Genomic DNA, 17,659 nt, shown 5'->3' on the forward strand with positions numbered 1-17,659 from the left:
TAATGGTCTTAGCATCCATTCCTTAATCCTCCTTTTTCTTTCTGCTCTTAAAGCCGACAAAACCGAGAACGCCTGCACCAATGACACACGCTGCCGCAATTCCTCCCCAGAGGGCGGGATTGAAGTCATCGCCTGTTTTCGGGGTGTCACGCAGCTCATTGTGCATCGTGACTGTGACTGTTTCATCCACCCTTACCGTTACGCTCTGGTCGGCAGGCAGGATATAACCAGAGGAAACCTTGTCGTTTATCTCGGATACGGTATATTCGCCAATACGCAGACCCCCGATGAGAATTTCGCCGTTCTTATCGGTAGTAAAGGTCTGGTCGTACCCGTTATCCCCAATGACACGGAAAGAGAAGCCCTCCACTTTACCGTCAGAAGAAGTCTTGACGATTTTGAGTGACCCTTTCTGTGCGGCGTTCATAAAGCCCACGCTCGCTTCATTCTCCACCATATAGGTCTTGCCGTTTTCCTCAATGGATACGGGATAGACATTTTCATCAAGCACAAAGCCTGTCGGGGCGGTCTTTTCACGGACAAAGTATTTACCGTATCTGAGGTCGCTCATCTGGTAAACGCCCTTTTCAATTTCGCCCATCTCTCCGAGCAGCTCATCATCCTTGTCAAACTCGCCGTTTCCATTGGTATCCGCATAAACTTCAAATACTGCACCTGTGAGCTTATTATCAGGATAATCCTCATCCACCTTTGTCAATCCGATATTGCCTGTGATGAAGTCATTGACAAGCTCGATTTCCACGATTTCATCCACCGCACCGATGGTCACATTGATTTCTTCCTCGGAGAGTACATAACCTTTCGGGCTTTCGATTTCACGGATGATCCATGTGCCATACGGGACTTTGGCAAAAGAAAAACTGCCGTCATCTGCTGATGTGGCAGTCGCAATGGCATTTTCCTCTGTAAATTCCGTTGTGCCAGTCTGAAAGATACCGATGAGCGCACCGCCGAGGGCGTTCCCGTCCTCATCATACTTCATACCGCTGACAGAGCCGTAAATAAGGTCATTTTCAATGGCTTCGCCATCATTGGCTGTGATGTTTACACGGGCGGTATCCTGTCCCGCATATTCAAAGTTCACAGGATATTTCGTGTCGCTGCCAATATAAGCAGCATTGGTGTTGATTTCCTGCACATAGTAATTTCCAATCGGCAGGTCGCTGATTGCCTTACCGTGACCGTCCCCGTCAAGGAAGATGACCTCAATCAGACCGTCCGCAGGGATAGTTGTGCCGTCAGCGGCGGTGAGTTCTTCTGCGGCATACAAGCCAAAGGTCACATCATAGATTTCGCCATTCATGCCAACGCCATAGGCTTCGTCCGTTTCAAGGCTCTTTACAAGGTCGATTTCCACCCGCTGACGTTCATTGTAAAAACCTGTGGCTGTTTCCGTCACTTCGATTTCCTGTCCTGCATACACAAGCTCTACGGAATGAACTTCGTCATTTAAGACCATGCCATACGGGGCTGTGATTTCTTTCACTTCGTATTTACCCAGATACAGCTCCTTAGAGGTCGCTGTTCCATCTGCGCCTGTGGTAACGGTATCCACAACCTCGCCCTTAGAAGCGCGGAGCGTACCATCCAGAGTATAGATGTCCTCGGCTGCGGTAATCTCATAGACCGCACCCTCAAGACCGCTGACCGCAAAAATCGGCTGATATAATCCCTTGTCGCCTGCTACGGTAGAGAATACCTCGCCAGACTTGGACACGGTAATCGTGCCTTTCTGCGCCATGTTGGAGCGTACCACTTCAATGACCGTGATACCGCTTTCCTCCTCGGAGTTTTCCTGCACCACATCAAAATAAACAGGCTCGGAATTTAACACATAGCCATACGGAGCCTGTACCTCCACAAGAGAATATCCCTTGCCGTATTCAAGGGTCTGCGGTGTGATAAGCTCGCCCTCTGCGGTAGTATAGAACGTATCAATCGCCGTCACTTCGGGATAAGTGAAAGTCATGGTCACAAGGTTTCCGTCTGGGTCATAAATCTGGAAGCCCGCCCCTGCATACGGAATGGTATTGCCTGTTTCCGCATCTTTCTTAACAATCTTGATATAGCTCTCAAAGTTGGCATTGTTGATGAGATAGCGGTAGGTCTGACCGTCAGAATTGATGAACACATCAAATTCCTTCATCAGCTCACGCCCCTCCCATCCAGAGGTCTGGCGGACAGTATAAATGCCATACGGCATATCCTTTGTCTGGGCAAAGCCGTTCTCATCGCAGGTCAGAATATCACGCTCGGTTTCCTTTGCGTTTTCATAGCTGCCTGCGGATTTTAAGAATACCTCAAACACCGCACCATCTTCGGGCGTTTCAATCTGGGTATCGCCGTTGTCGGTATGCTTGATAATGGCGATATTGCCCTTGATGACCTGCTCATTCACATCATTTTTTGCGGAATTATACTCTATGGTGTAAAGCTGCGACTCTGCGCCAACATGGTGGCTTTCGGTATCCAGAAGATAGCCCTCGGACGGGCTGATTTCACGGATGCTCCAGTCATCGCCGCATACATAATACTTGGTCGTGAACTGACCGTTTTCATCTGTCGTATAAGTGTCGATCAGCTCCTCGCCTTTGTAGATGCCGTAAACCGCACCTGCAAGGGAAGCGTCGCCCTGCGGTGTGCCGCCCGTTTCCACATCGCTCTTAGTCACAGTCACATTGAATTTCTTTAAGATATTGGTAAAGCTGCGGCTTGTGACCTTGTTCCATTCAATCGGGGCAGTCTGGGAGTCGGGAACCACATAACGGACTGCCGTATCCACCTCCTCAAGCACATACGGGGCATTGCCGCTAATCAGGACATTCTCAAACTTCGCCACGCCATTTGCATCGGTTACAGCGTATTCATCCACCGCCAAACCGCTTAGGGAAGTGCCGTAAAGGTGGAACTTCACGCCCTCCACCAGATTGTCCTCGGAAGTTTTCACAACCTCAAGGCTTCCACGCTTCAAGGTATTGCTGAACGTAACAGTAGAGGTTTTTCCCCCGATAATCGTCACGGTCTGGGTCTGCTGCGGCTCATAGCGGTCAATGGACTGCTCCGTTACGGTATAAGTGCCGGGGAATAAGCCCTCTACAGAGATGTTACCATTGGCGTCAGTTTTCACGGTCTTATTGAAGTTGTCGCCTTTGATCGTGAACTGGATACCCTCAACGACGCCGTCCTCGGATGTCTTTTTGAGGGCAATCGTGCCTGTCGGCGTTTCGATATTGATATACGCTGCCACAGTATCAGCGTTTTCCACACCCGTAATCAAGTCCTGCAGGTTCGGGTCGCCGTATGCGATCAGCTTTGCGCTGCTGCTGACTGTCGGCACGTTGTTCCTTGTTGCCGTGATACGGACGGAGCCGCTGACTGCTTTTTCGGATGTGATGGTCAGCTTATTGCCAGACTTTGATACCGTCACGCTGCTGTCGGAGCTTGTAAAGGTATAATCCGATAAAACACCATTGCTGTCTGTCAGCGTGATGCTGTATTTTCCGTCTTTATAGGCAAGCTCCTTTGTGATGTCCTTTTTACCGCCCGACATAAAACTCGGAATGGTATTGTGGGCTGTCAGCATGGAAACAATCTGGTCATACGCTGCCTTTGCTCCGCTGTTAGGATAATTCGAGCCAAAGTTTACATCATAAATCTTATTGCTAACCTTCTTATATGAACCTGTGGCTTCACGGCAGCCCGTGACAAACTCCCATACAAGGGTCTGTGTGGCAAGCCACTTCTCATCATCGCTGCCTGTCAGGTTGCTCTTGTTGCCCTGATACCCATAGAGCAGGGCAAGCCCAACCGCCTTTTTCTGGTTGGCAGAAAGAGCGTTCCATGTGTCGGAAGATGCCTTTTTCAAAGTATTTCCTGTTTTTAAAGGTACACCTGGCTGGATACAGAACCCTGTTTCCCCATCGATAAACATACGATAGTGATAATGTCCTGTACCGCCTGCGGTGTAGCCGTTAAAGGTATCGCTTGAATTATATCGGATGGCATTTCCATTGCTGTCATAAGCAAAGTTAAAGGAAATCGTACCAATATCACCTGCTGCAAACGCTGTCGTCGCAGGTATCACGGACAATGCCGTGACCGCCGCCAAAGCAAAGGCGGCAGCTTTCTTGAATAATTTACGAATTTTCATCGTTACCTCCTGTTAGATTTGTGATTGGATTGCCTTACTGCCCGAAAAAAGCTGCCCCTTACGGACAGCTTAAATACTTTCTTTTCTCGGATAGTTACTGGCAGTATCAAGGGGGAGAGGTGTGGAGAGGGGGAGCCGAAAAAAACGGCTATCCTTCAAAGGGCAGACTTCTCCCTCGGTGTGTGGCTTACCTTTCGTGAGCCTTGTTCCGCTGTAAATGGCGGTTATAAAACTCCAACGCCTTTACAACAAAATCCGTTTCCTGCCCTCTGGGGATTGACTTTGGTATGAGCTTGGTTATCCTTTCATCACGGAACACAGGCTTTTCCCTCTGGTTGGGCTTTTCCTCCTCCATGATAGAGCTGATAACCTCGTCCGTCAGCTTTCCCTCCTGCATAAACTTCTTCATTTTGATAGCCTGTGCAAGTGACGGGGTGGCATCGTTATAGCTCATGGCTTCAAGCAGGGTGTACTGCTGTCCCTCGGAGAGATAAGAAATCTCCACCGCAGGACGGAAAGCAATCTGCCTGTCATCAACCATCTGCAAAATTTCGGGTACAAGCTCGGTTAGACGGATATAGCGAAAAATTTGATTTTTACTTTCTCCTACTTTCTCGGCAAGTTCATCACTTGAAGTCGCAAACTCTAAATTATTTCCCATTGGGGAATAATTACCTTTGACGGGTCTGCCTGCTTGCCGCTTCATCGCTTCAAGCCGCATCTTATACGCAAAGGCTTTCTCACTTGGCAGAATAACGGAGCGTTGCAGGTTGCTCTCCACCATGACAATAATCGCTTCGTCACGGGTCAGCTCCTTAACCTCGCATTTCAGCGTTTCAAGCCCTGCAAGCTCGCAAGCCTTTTTTCGTCTGTGACCGCTGATAAGCTCATACCGCCCGTCCTCTTTGAGCCGTACTGTCGCAGGGGTCATTACGCCGTTTCTTCTGATACTGTCAACAAGTTGTTCCATATCTTCGTCCATGAAAACCTTGAACGGGTGGTCTGGGAACTCGTCAATCTCTGAAATGGGAATGTCCCTTATTTTGCTTAACGCTGCTTCTGCACGGCTCTCATCCGTTTCAAACAGGTCATCGTATGCGGTCAGCTCGATTTTGCTTTCTCTGCCTTTCGCCAATCTCTGCCACCTCCTTTGCGAACTGGTCATAGGCTGCGGCTACCTTTCCGCTTTTATCATAGGCAAAAATGCTCTTGCCCTCTGCGGTAGCTTCCACCGCACGGATGGAATGGGGTATCTCGGCGTCAAAGACCCTGATTTTCTGTCCGTATGCACTCTTTACCGTTGCGGTAATCTCCTTAGAGATGTTCGTGCGGGGCATTACCATCGTCATTAAGATACCGTCAATTCGCAGCTTGGGATTGATCTGCCGCCTGACCTTTGATACGGAGCGAAGCAAAAGCTCCAGACCTTTTGCAGAAAGATAGTGGGGCTGTGTTGGGATAACCACGCTGTCAGCCGCCGCCAATGCGTTAATCGTAATCATACCGAGGGATGGCATACAGTCAATAAGCACATAATCGTAATTCTTTTTGACCTCATTCACATAGGCTTTCAAAACACTTTCACGGCTCATGGCATTGATTAGCCTTACCTCAAGACCCGACAGCTCAATATTGGACGGGAGCAGGTCAACGCCCTCGCTGTGGTGGATAATCCCGCCAGAAGCATCAAAGGATTTATCGTCTATGATGTTCTGCATCACAGTAGAGATAGTAATGGGTATATCATCTGGTCGGTTATAGCCCAGAGCCATTGTGAGATTTGCCTGTGCATCGGCATCGATCAACAATACCTTAGAGCCTTGCTTCGCCAGACCAACACCTAGATTGACCGCTGTGGTCGTCTTTCCGACACCGCCTTTCTGGTTTGTCAGAGCAATCACTTTGCAATTTGACATAGGTGCGTCCTCCTTTCGCATAGATTTAGCCACTTTGTCAAGGTGGCTATGTAAAAACAGTACCAGAGAACGCAGCTCGATTAACATCTCGCTGACCGTGACAGTCGCCAAATGGAAATGCAAGCATTTCCGCTTGGCTCGTTGTGATACGCAAAAAAGCCGACTGGCTGTTACACCAATCGGCTATGTAGAAAGTTACTTTATTTAGTTTTAGAATTTTCATACAAGGTTTGCCGTATCTGTTCCATATTCCATTTTTGAGGGAACAGGACTGCCATGATACGGAACGCATCATATAATCCCGCTACATACGAACAATTAGAATAATCTATGTTCTGGCTATCCCTGCAATCTAAAAGTTGGTCACATACCTGCCGTTGCTTTTCTGTCAAATCAAGTTGGATATAGCTTTCTTCAGCAGAGCTTTCATCTTGACTTTCTTTCTGAAAATCCATATCTGACTGTAAAAGCTGATATACAGAGTTCTCTTTCAGATTTTCCAACGCCAATGTTAATATCTTCTCAAACTCCATATCATATAACCTCCCCACAGCTTATCACAACCTTTAATTTTTTAATTGGGGCGTTACTGATTTTAAAGATAAGTTCGTCAACAGGGTCGGTGTATCTGCCTTGCTGTATGAGCTGATTTTTCAGTTCAACAAGGCTAAGTAGCAGGATTGTCTTTTCTTTACTATCTACATACAAATGATTAAGTTTCTCCCTTATAATCTCCACCGTCCTTTTTTCTTTCATTATATAAAAAAGCGGCAATCGGCTCAAATATGCAAAATCGGGTAAAAAATAAGCGTACCACTATCTCTAATGATACGCTTATCCTGTTCGATTTCTAAATGTCTGTCGCCTGCACTTTAGTAACAGGGTGTACACTACATAGATAAGTGACACCTAAAAACCCTTTAATTTCCGTTTGTGTTCCCACACCCGATATCAACAACCACCGAAACGTCAAAATAATTTTTGAGGTGTTTATTACGGCTATTTTTACCCTCTGGAGAGAACACGAAATGTTTCGCAAAGTGCCTAAAATAAAGGATTTCTACGAGTTTTTCTTTTGTATCAACACAATAGTCTCCACATGTACGGTCTGACAAAACTGATCCACACAGCACACCTTCTCCACCCGGTAGCCCCGTCCCAGAAACATCTCCAAGTCCCTTGCCAGACTGGTGGGCTTACAGGAAATATAAACCAGTTTATCCACCCCATAATCAATAATTTTAGGCAGCGCCTTTGGATGAATCCCGTCCCTTGGCGGATCCAGTACAATAAAATCCGGTCTCTCTTCTATCTCATCCAGCACCTTCAGCACATCCCCTGCAAGAAACCGGCAGTTTTCAATCCCGTTTCGCTTTGCATTTTCTTTTGCTGCTACAACGGCCTCTTCCACAATTTCCACTCCGATGACTTCCTTTGCCACAGAAGCCAGAATCTGGGAAATGGTTCCCGTGCCGCTGTAAAGGTCAAACACCGTCATATCCTTTGTATTTCCAATGTATTCCCTGGCCGTCTCATAGAGCACCTCTGCCCCATAAGAATTGGGCTGGAAAAAAGAAAACGGCGTAATCTTAAACTTCAGTCCCAGAATTTCCTCATAAAAATAATCTTTTCCGTAAAGAATCCTGGTTTCATCACTTTTCACCACATCGGAGAGAGCATCATTGACAATATGCAGAAATCCCACGATTTCGCCTTCCAATTTCAGATTCAAAAGCCTTTCTTTCAGCTCTCCAAAGTCTGTCTGCTCCTGACTGGTTGTCACCAGATTCACCAGAATCTCTCCTGTGGTATTCCCTCTTCTCAAAAGCAAATGCCGCAGGAATCCCGTATGCTGCATTTTGTGATAATATGCATATCCCTGTTCCCTGCAGTATTCCAGCACACAGGTGAGAATTTTTGTCATATCCTCATGCACCAGCTTACAGTCACAGGCATTTAATACATCATAAGTACTTCCTTTTTTATGAAGTCCCAGAGAAAGCGGTCCGTCCTTATATTCATCGCCGAAAGAAAACTCCATTTTATTGCGGTAAGCAAATTCCTGGGGACTTCCCTTGATTCCCTCAAATGTATAGTCCGCATTTCCGTGCTCGTCAACCTGTCCGCTCTGTATCACCGCCGTATCTATGAGTTTTTTTATCTGCTCAGCCTTCATCTGCAGCTGATGCTCATAAGACATGGTCTGATACATACAGCCGCCGCAGGCCGGAAAAATACTGCATACCGGTTCTCTGGTTTCCAGAGGTGATTTTTCCAGTACTTCCAGGAGCCTTCCCTCCAGGCGGGTGCCTTTCTTTTTATTAATCTGAAATCGTATCTTCTGTCCCGGCATACCATTTTTGACAATTACGGTTCTGTCCCCTATCTGCACCCTTCCTTTATTTGGAAAATCCACTTTCTCGATAATTCCCTCGTATATTTCGCCTTTCTTCACACTGCTCTCCTTTTCACTCTTATTCTGCTTTACAGAAAAAGAAACTCCGGTTCCCCGAAGTTCCTATTCCCTTTAAGTCTTTACTTTTCCTCGTCGTCCTCGTCTTCAAAGTAGTCGTCGAAGTCATCGTCGAAATCCTCTTCAAAATCTTCCAGATAATCCGGAGTAAAGAAACGGTAAACAGCATATGCGATTCCGGCAACGGCTGCAACTGCACCGATAATCGCCAGTACCCACAATACGGTATTTTTATTTTTTTCTTCCTCTTTTTTCTGCAATGCGGTAATTAAATCCTCAATACGATTCATAGTCTGCACCTTCCTCTCTGCTGAAATTGTCTGTAACGCATTTCTGAAATTATATTATTCTGAACTTTATTTCTGTAGATATTATACCACCGTACTTTGAATTTTACTATCCCTTCTTGAAATTTTCAAGATATTTTCACAATCACTGCACTTTTTTTAATTTTGCAAAAGAAGCAAACATCTTTTTGATTCCCGCTTTGTCAAAGTTCACCGTAACTTCGTAATCCCGGCCGCCTTCTGTAATGGCCGTTACCACACCCACGCCGAACTTCATGTGCTTCACCGTGTCACCTACGCCGTAATCCAGACCGGAAGCCTTCTTTACTTCAAACTGTTTCGGCACAAAAGCCGGCTGTTTAAAGGCCTCCTTCATCTGCCGGTAACTGGTGGGAAGAGGAATTTCTTTCAATTTTTTCTCCTCAAAATTTCTGCCAAGTTCCACCAGGTCTCTGGGGATTTCCTTAATAAAGCGAGATACCTTATTATACTGGGTTTCTCCACGAATCATACGCTGTTGGGCGCAGGTCAGTGTCAAATCCTTCATGGCTCTGGTAATTCCCACATAACACAGGCGTCGTTCTTCCTCGATTTCCGTAGGATCATCTGCGGTAATGGTCATATAGCTTGGAAAAATTCCATCCTCCATACCAGCCAGATACACATAAGGAAATTCCAGACCTTTGGCGCTGTGAAGGGTCATCAGAAGCACCTGATTGTCATCGCCGTCCACGGAATCAATATCCGCTACCAGAGCAACTTCTTCCAGAAAACCGGAAAGCGTAGGCTCTTCGTTTTCCTCTTCATATGTAACGACTTTGGTAATCAACTCGTCAATGTTTTCAATTCTGGCCTCTGCTTCTTCCGTTCCCTCTGCCCGCAGTTCTTCCACATAACCAGTATTTTCAATAATATCTTTCAAAAGTTCTGAGGGAGAGAGGTACTCCAGCTTGCTTCTCAGTGTCTGAATAAACGTGACAAATGGCTCTACTTTAGACGCAGCTCTTCCAAGAGACGGAATCTGGTCTGCTTCCCGCAGAGCATCATAGAAACTCATGCCCCTCTCTGCGGCATAATCCTGCACACGGCCAAGGGTGGTCGCGCCAATTCCCCTTTTTGGCACATTAATAATTCTCCGTACCGCCAAATCATCTCTTGCATTATCCACCGTCTTTAAATAGGCCAGCAAGTCCTTGATTTCCTTTCTGGCATAGAAGTTCACGCCTCCTACCAATTTATAAGGAATATTGGCCATAAGGAATTTTTCTTCAAACAGACGGGACTGGGCATTGGTTCTGTAGAGAATGGCAAAATCCCGGTACTCCCCGTCATGCTCACGCACTTTTTTGCTGATATCCCCCACAATGTATTCTGCCTCTTCATGAGCGTTCATAAACTGGCGGAAATGCAGTTTTTCTCCTTCTGCATTTTCCGTCCAGAGAGATTTTCTCTTTCTTTCCATATTATTCTGAATCACCTGATTCGCTGCATTCAAAATGTTCTGGGTAGAACGATAATTCTGTTCCAGGCGAACCACCTTTGCATCCGGGAAAACTTTCTCAAATCCCAAAATATTTCCGATGTTGGCGCCGCGGAACTTGTAAATAGACTGGTCGTCATCTCCCACCACGCAGAGATTACGGTATTTATCTGCCAGAAGGCTGACAAACTTAAACTGGGCGGTATTGGTATCCTGATACTCATCCACCATAATATACTGAAACCGGTCCTGGAAATATTCCAGTACATCCGGGCAGGCGCGGAAAAGCTCCACTGTTTTCACAATCAAATCATCAAAATCCAGAGCATTGTTCTTTTTCAGTTCTTTCTGGTATTCCTTGTAAGCCAGGGCAATCTTCCGCTTGGAAAAATCGGACATCACGTTGATTTCGTACTCCTCCGGGCTGATGAGCTCGTCCTTGGCCGAAGAAATCGCAGCCAGAATTGCTCTTTCCTTGTACACCTTGGTATCAATATCCAGGCGCTTGCAAATATCTTTCATCAGCGTTTTCTGGTCATCGGTATCATAAATCGTAAAATTGGTGTCGTATCCCAGACGGTCAATAAACCGGCGCAGCATTCTCACACAACTGGAGTGAAACGTGGAAACCCAGATGCTTTCAGAGCCAAATCCCACAATCTTATCCACACGTTCCCGCATTTCTCCTGCTGCCTTGTTGGTAAAGGTAATGGCCATAATATTCCAGGGATTCACACCCTTTTCTTCTATTAAATATGCGATTCTGTGGGTCAGCACCCTGGTCTTTCCCGAACCGGCGCCAGCCAGAATCAGAACCGGTCCTTCTGTATGAAAAACAGCAGTCTGCTGTTCGTGATTTAATGTATCGTAAATACTCATGGTTTGTTCTCCTCCATATGTAAATCAAAACATTTGTTCCTACAATATATCATATTCAGCTGAAACAGGCAACCTTTTGCCGCAAAAGAAAAGAGCTCCCGTATCTTTTTCCCTCTGATACAGAAGCCCGTTTTCTCTATTCTTATCTGTAAATAATATCTTCTCTTCCCGGTCCATTGGAAACCATAGTAATCGGGAATCCCAGTTTTTCTTCCACAAATTCCACATATTTGCGGCAATTCTCCGGCAAATCTTCATACTTCTTAATGCCGCGGATATCACATTTCCATCCGGGCAGCACTTCCAGTACCGGTTTTGCCTTTTCCAGAAGATGTGTTGTTGGAAATTCTGTTGTCACTTCACCGTCAATTTCATAACCTACACATACCGGAATTTCATCTAAATATCCCAATACGTCCAGCACGGTAAAGGCTACATCCGTAGTTCCCTGGATACGGCAGCCATATTTGGAAGCCACACAGTCAAACCATCCCATACGTCTCGGACGTCCTGTAGTCGCACCGTACTCTCCGCCGTCGCCGCCTCTGCGTCTCAACTCATCTGCATCTTCACCGAAAATTTCGGATACAAATGCACCTGCACCTACTGCGCTGGAGTATGCTTTGCAAACCGTAATAATTTTTTTGATTTCATATGGCGGAACTCCTGCTCCTACTGCACCGTAAGCAGCCAGTGTAGAAGAAGAGGTAACCATTGGATAAATACCATGGTCAGGATCTTTTAAGGAACCTAACTGACCTTCCAGAAGGATTTCCTTTCCTTCTTTTAAGGCATTCCACAAGAGCAGCGAAACGTCACATACATAAGGTGCAATCATCTCTTTATACTGCATTAATTCTTCCATAATGTCATCTGCAGTCAACAGCGGTTTGTGATACAAATGCTCTAATAAAACATTTTTCTTATCACAGATATTTTGCACTTTTTCTCTCAGTGCCGCTTCGTCTTCAAACAGCTCGCTGACCTGGAATCCGATTTTTGCAAATTTATCTGAATAGAACGGGGCAATTCCTGATTTTGTAGAACCAAAGGATTTGCCTGCCAGACGTTCTTCTTCGTATTCGTCAAATTTAATATGATAAGACATTACCATCTGTGCACGGTCAGAAACCTTAATGTCCGGAGTGGGAACACCTTTTTCCACAATAGACTGTATCTCTTTAAACAGTACCGGAATATTAAGAGCCACACCGTTTCCGATAATACTTGTAGTATGGTCATTAAAAACACCGGAAGGAAGTGTGTGAAGTGCAAATTTACCGTAGTTATTTACAATGGTATGCCCTGCGTTGGCACCACCCTGAAACCGCACAACAATATCTGCGTCCTGCGCCAGCATATCTGTAATTTTGCCTTTGCCTTCGTCTCCCCAGTTTGCCCCTACTACTGCTTTTACCATCTTTTATTCCTCCTGTAAGATTGAACTCATTTCAATTACTACAGTATCATACACCATTTTTTTTCAGAAATAAAGTAAAATTTGAAAAAATCATCTTCTTCTGAAAAGAATAAACAGAACCGCACTGATTCCCATAAGAATCGGATAAAACAGATATGGCATAATCTGCACCGGTGACAGACCTGCCAGACTGGCTGCTGTAAGAAGCTGCGCTCCGTAAGGAATCATTCCCTGTCCCACAGAGGCAAAAATATCCAAAAGAGAGGCGCTTCTTCTCGGTGATACATCAAATTCCTCACTGATTTCCTTGGCAATCGGTCCTGCCATAACAATCGCCACCGTATTATTTGCAGTACAGCAGTCTACCAGAAAAACCAACAGGGAAATTCCAAATTCTCCGCCTCTTGCCCCTTTGATATTTTTCTTAATCAGATTCAGAATAAACTCGATACCGCCATATTCCTTCACCAGGGCCACAATGGCTGCTACAATGATGGAAATTACGGTAATGTCATACATACTGGTAACGCCTTCGCCCATCTTCTGGAACATTTCTCCCAGAGCAAAAGCACCGGTTCCTACTCCTACAATGGCTGCCAGCACAGTTCCTACAATCAGTACCACAAAAACATTAATTCCAATCAAAGCACCTATCAGAACGACCAGATACGGAACCACTTTAATAAACTGGTATTCCAAATCTTTGTCCATATTTCCCGCATTTCCTCCTGCCAGGAAAAAGAAAATCACTGCAGTAATGACAGCAGCCGGAAGGACAATCAGAAAATTTTCCTTAAATTTATCCTTCATTTCACATCCCTGGGTTCTCACAGCCGCAATGGTGGTATCGGAAATCATGGAAAGATTGTCTCCGAACATGGCGCCGCACACAATAGCGCCCATGCAGACAGGCAGAGAAATTCCCGTCTTTTCTGCAATTCCCACTCCAATGGGAGCCATGGCTGTAATGGTTCCCACAGAAGTTCCCATGGAAATCGAAATAAAACAGCCGATAATAAACAGACCCATGACAGCAATGGATGCCGGCATAATGGACAGTCCCAGATTTACCGTGCTCTCCACTCCTCCTGCAGCCTTAATGGTGCCGGAAAAAGCGCCTGCGGCCAGGAAAATCAAGCACATGGTTACAATATTCTCCTCTCCGATGCCTTTGGAGATAATGGTCATTTTGTCCGCAAAACGCACACGGCGATTCTGCATAAACGCTACCATTAAGGCTATGAGAAAACCTACAATGGCCGGCATGGTATAAAAATCCCGGGACAAAACCCCTGCTCCGATAAAAATCACCAGAAATACCCCGATAGGCAAAAGCGCCAGGGCATTTCCGTTCTTCTTTTGATTCATAAAATGATATGCTCCTTTCTATAACAGAAAAAGAGGCTGCCGCACTCCTTTTGCTCTGATTTTCATGCAGCAACCTCTTCTCTTGTGTTCTTCGTTATACGTTTCTTTATACGTTAATCTCTGCTGTCATTCCAAGAAGTTCCTTATTTGCTTCCAGTACGGGATTTACTACCTTGTTCAGGAAGTTGTCTACCTGTACGGCTGCTCTTCCTGTATATTTTGCAGGATCCATAGTCTTCTGAAGATCTTCCAGGCTCATATTGAATGCAGGATCCGCTGCAATCAGTTCCAGAAGATTGTTATCCTTTCCTTCCACCTTCACGTTTCTTCCTGCTTCCATGGAAAGTTCACGGATTCTTTCATGAAGTTCCTGACGGTCGCCGCCTGCTTTTACAGCGTCCATCATAATATTTTCTGTAGCCATAAACGGCAGTTCGCTTCTCAGACGTTTTTCGATAACTTTTGGATATACTACCAGTCCGTCTACGACGTTTAAGCACAAATCCAGAATACCGTCAATAGCCAGAAAGCCTTCCGGAACAGAGAGACGTTTGTTTGCAGAATCGTCCAGAGTTCTCTCAAACCACTGTGTTGCGGAAGTAATAGCGGGATTTAAAGCATCCACCATAACGAAGCGTGACAAAGAGGCAATTCTTTCACTTCTCATCGGGTTTCTCTTATAAGCCATGGCAGAAGAACCAATCTGGCTCTTTTCAAAAGGCTCTTCTACTTCTTTCAAATGCTGCAGAAGACGAATGTCATTAGAGAATTTATGTGCGCTGGCTGCAATTCCTGCCAGGACATTTAAAACTCTTGTATCTACTTTTCTGGAGTAAGTCTGTCCCGAAACCGGATAACATTCTTTGAATCCCATTTTTTCTGCAATCATCGGGTCAATTTTATCAATGGTTTCCTGGTCTCCGTCAAAAAGCTCCAGAAAACTTGCCTGTGTTCCTGTCGTTCCTTTTGAACCTAACAGCTTCATGGTGCTGAGTACAAATTCCAAATCTTCCAAGTCCAGAAGGAATTCCTGCATCCAAAGGGTCGCTCTTTTCCCTACCGTAGTGGGCTGTGCCGGCTGGAAATGGGTAAATGCCAGAGTTGGCAGCGCTTTATGCGCATCTGCGAATTTTGCCAGTTCCGCAATCACATTGACTAATTTCCTGCGCACCAGCTTCAGCGCTTCTGTCATCACAATAATATCTGTATTGTCTCCTACATAGCAGCTGGTAGCGCCCAGGTGGATGATACCTTTCGCTTTTGGACACTGTACACCATATGCGTATACATGGGACATCACATCGTGGCGAACCTGTTTTTCTCTTTCTTTTGCCACTTCATAGTTAATATCCTCTGCATGAGCTTTCAATTCGTCAATCTGTTCCTGTGTAATGGGCAGTCCCAGTTCTTTTTCGGTCTCTGCCAGAGCAATCCACAGCTTTCTCCAGGTACGGAATTTCATATCAGGAGAAAAAATATACTGCATTTCTCTGCTTGCATAACGCTCGGATAATGGACTTACATATCTGTCTGTACTCATATTCATTTACCTCTCTGTTCTCTTTCATATATCACGCAGTTAATACACATGGATTATATCGCAACACTTCTGAAAAAACAAGTTTAAAATCCCGTACTCCTGTGATAGTCACGAATAAATTGTTCTAAAAGCCCATCTGTATCTTCTCCGGACACCTTCCTGGCTTTCTTTGCACTCTGTTCCAGATTCCGGATAATTTCTTCCTGTTCCTCTGCCTCTACTTCCATTTTTCTGCATATTTGAGGAAATTCCTGGGGGTTTCTCATATAAGATGCAGTAAGGTAGTGCCTGTATACCTGTTTTGTATGAAGCAGTTCATAGGCTTTCCAAAAACAGTCTGCTGCTTCCTGAAACTGAAACAGATTTAAATACGCGCAGCCCATATTGTGGTAAATACCGCCGTTAAACTGTTCTCCTAACCCTTCCTTATCTTCTTTTTGCAATGCATTTTCATAAATCCTCACCGCATTGACATACATCCGGTTTTCCACCAGATAATCTCCCTTTTTCTTTTCTCTCAACACCTCCGGCTGTTGATTCAGAAGGCTCATCCGCTCATTCAATTCCTTAAATTCACTGTGTGTCAGATAATTAATTTCTTTAAACACGGCCAGAATAAACTCTGCTGTTCCCAGATTATCCTCCAGGATTTTATAAAGCCGCCTGTACAGCTTTTCCAGCCCCAGTTCTTTTCTCAGCCAGTCACAGAGATGTTCATTTAAAATCGTCTCGTCCAGAAGATAAATATTATGGTAAAAATAATAACAGAGTTCTTCAATGGAATAGATATTTGTGCTGATGTTCTCAATATAATAAGGCATCTTTGCTCTTTTTAACTGACATAAAATATATCCGCTCATTCCCTTTTCTCCTTTACCATGATACTTTTTCTGTCCAGACTTTGCCCTCGGAGGGGAACAAATCTCCAAATCCCAGGTCTTCCGCCGTAATGACGCAGAGTTCCTGAGATTCATAGACAATACGGATACCCAGTCTGGTGGTTTTATTGGGACGCTTTGGCAGACCTTCCAGTTTCATACTGCACCTGGTTTTTCCGGTTCCCTCCATAGAGGTTACCAGAAATTCCAAATCCTCTTTTCCGTCCAATATCAATTCCAGTTCCGTGTGAATCTCATACCAGTTTTTCCCTGCTTCGATAAGCGCATACGTCTTGGGTGAACCATTCACCAGCATCTCCATGGATACATTGTGCTTTACCAGAGAGGGACTCAGGTAGAGATATCCCTTCAAAGTTCCGTCTTCACATTTTTCTCTGGCTCCATAGCAGGCACCTTTCACATACAAATTGTTTCCATAATACACATGTCTCTGGTTTCTGCACAGCAGGGGCGTCGAACGCACTGCCCATTCCTGGTCAAACCCGTCCCCCACAATATAGATACTGGAATACGTATCTGTTCCGCAGGAACGCTCGATTAGACGATAAAAATTATCATCTTTTTCTATGGCATCCTGCGGCAGCTCCGCGGTAATTCCATGCTCTATAAACGCTGTAATAGGACGTTTCTGATTATCCATAACCAGTCTGGCAAAAGACACCTGATTTTCTTCAAACAAAAACCAGCCGATTTTCCGATTCCAGTTATCCTTGCGGTGATTCATCACATAATAGTAAAAACTTTCGTCATAATCCTGCAGGTAAATCTGGTTTCTGGTAAATCCCAGATTTTCTCCTGCCTGATATAAATTTTTCACCAGAGCTGCGGAAAGCCGGGGTACGGTAATCATCAGAGCCTTTATCTGTCTTGCGGGTTCCGCGGTTCCCAGAAGAGAAATACAGCCCTTTAAATAGTTTTCCAACAGTTCAGAAGGCTTTCTTTTTTCTCCGTCCACGATGACTTCCTCCGCGCTTCCAAAAATCCCCAGAAGTCCGGTAATGGAAATTTCCCCTTCCTGGCGGGAAAAATAATCTGCCTCCATGCCGTAATGCCACACTTCTTCTCCCGGTTTCTTGGAAAGTCGGGTAGGAAAAAGATATTGGTTGCTGCCTGCTTTTACGGAAACAGAAATCGGCTCTTTTTCCCTGCGGTCATAATAGCAAATCTGGGACTGGTTTTTTCCGATTTCCAGACCTACTATAATATTTCTTGTCTCATTCATCTCT

13 protein-coding genes are annotated in these 17,659 nt (G+C 45.2%); all 13 read right to left on the bottom strand.

Features of this window, described 5'->3' with window-relative positions:
- Window positions 1-22: 22 nt before the first annotated feature.
- A complete protein-coding gene (locus G5A70_RS05240) occupies window positions 23-4,171 on the bottom strand; it encodes a SpaA isopeptide-forming pilin-related protein (protein ID WP_173748581.1) in 4,149 nt (1,382 codons plus the stop codon).
- Window positions 4,172-4,358: 187 nt separating this feature from the next.
- Window positions 4,359-5,306 carry a ParB/RepB/Spo0J family partition protein gene (locus G5A70_RS05245; protein WP_173748583.1) on the bottom strand — a complete coding sequence of 316 codons (948 nt, stop codon included), beginning with the start codon at window positions 5,304-5,306 and terminating at the stop codon, window positions 4,359-4,361.
- Complete coding sequence (locus G5A70_RS05250; protein WP_173699019.1) at window positions 5,260-6,087, bottom strand: ParA family protein; 828 nt, start codon at window positions 6,085-6,087, stop codon at window positions 5,260-5,262. The genes G5A70_RS05245 and G5A70_RS05250 overlap by 47 nt, the downstream gene beginning before the upstream one ends.
- Window positions 6,088-6,287: 200 nt before the next feature.
- A complete protein-coding gene (locus tag G5A70_RS05255) occupies window positions 6,288-6,620 on the bottom strand; it encodes a hypothetical protein (RefSeq protein ID WP_173699017.1) in 333 nt (110 codons plus the stop codon).
- Between the two features lies 1 nt (window position 6,621).
- Window positions 6,622-6,816 (bottom strand): hypothetical protein, encoded by a 195-nt coding sequence (locus G5A70_RS15665; RefSeq protein WP_173699015.1) that lies wholly within the window; start codon window positions 6,814-6,816, stop codon window positions 6,622-6,624.
- Window positions 6,817-7,147: 331 nt separating this feature from the next.
- The gene (gene rlmD / locus G5A70_RS05260; protein WP_173748586.1) at window positions 7,148-8,542 is read right to left on the bottom strand and encodes a 23S rRNA (uracil(1939)-C(5))-methyltransferase RlmD; all 1,395 of its coding nucleotides are present in this window, start codon (window positions 8,540-8,542) and stop codon (window positions 7,148-7,150) included.
- Between the two features lie 80 nt (window positions 8,543-8,622).
- Window positions 8,623-8,850 carry a hypothetical protein gene (locus G5A70_RS05265; protein WP_173748588.1) on the bottom strand — a complete coding sequence of 76 codons (228 nt, stop codon included), beginning with the start codon at window positions 8,848-8,850 and terminating at the stop codon, window positions 8,623-8,625.
- A gap of 142 nt (window positions 8,851-8,992) precedes the next feature.
- A complete protein-coding gene (pcrA, locus tag G5A70_RS05270) occupies window positions 8,993-11,206 on the bottom strand; it encodes a DNA helicase PcrA (RefSeq protein WP_173748590.1) in 2,214 nt (737 codons plus the stop codon).
- A gap of 142 nt (window positions 11,207-11,348) precedes the next feature.
- The gene (locus tag G5A70_RS05275) at window positions 11,349-12,626 is read right to left on the bottom strand and encodes an adenylosuccinate synthase (RefSeq protein ID WP_173748592.1); all 1,278 of its coding nucleotides are present in this window, start codon (window positions 12,624-12,626) and stop codon (window positions 11,349-11,351) included.
- Window positions 12,627-12,716: 90 nt separating this feature from the next.
- Window positions 12,717-13,994: a Na+/H+ antiporter NhaC family protein gene (locus G5A70_RS05280; protein ID WP_173748594.1), complete on the bottom strand. Its 1,278-nt coding sequence runs from the start codon at window positions 13,992-13,994 to the stop codon at window positions 12,717-12,719.
- 106 nt (window positions 13,995-14,100) lie between these two features.
- A complete protein-coding gene (purB, locus tag G5A70_RS05285) occupies window positions 14,101-15,534 on the bottom strand; it encodes an adenylosuccinate lyase (RefSeq protein ID WP_173748596.1) in 1,434 nt (477 codons plus the stop codon).
- Window positions 15,535-15,617: 83 nt separating this feature from the next.
- Complete coding sequence (locus G5A70_RS05290) at window positions 15,618-16,394, bottom strand: hypothetical protein (RefSeq protein ID WP_173748598.1); 777 nt, start codon at window positions 16,392-16,394, stop codon at window positions 15,618-15,620.
- Window positions 16,395-16,407: 13 nt separating this feature from the next.
- A complete protein-coding gene (locus G5A70_RS05295) occupies window positions 16,408-17,655 on the bottom strand; it encodes a DUF5716 family protein (RefSeq protein ID WP_173748600.1) in 1,248 nt (415 codons plus the stop codon).
- Window positions 17,656-17,659: the final 4 nt, after the last annotated feature.

It is taken from the genome of Blautia hansenii (assembly GCF_013304445.1).
GTDB lineage: Bacteria > Bacillota > Clostridia > Lachnospirales > Lachnospiraceae > Blautia.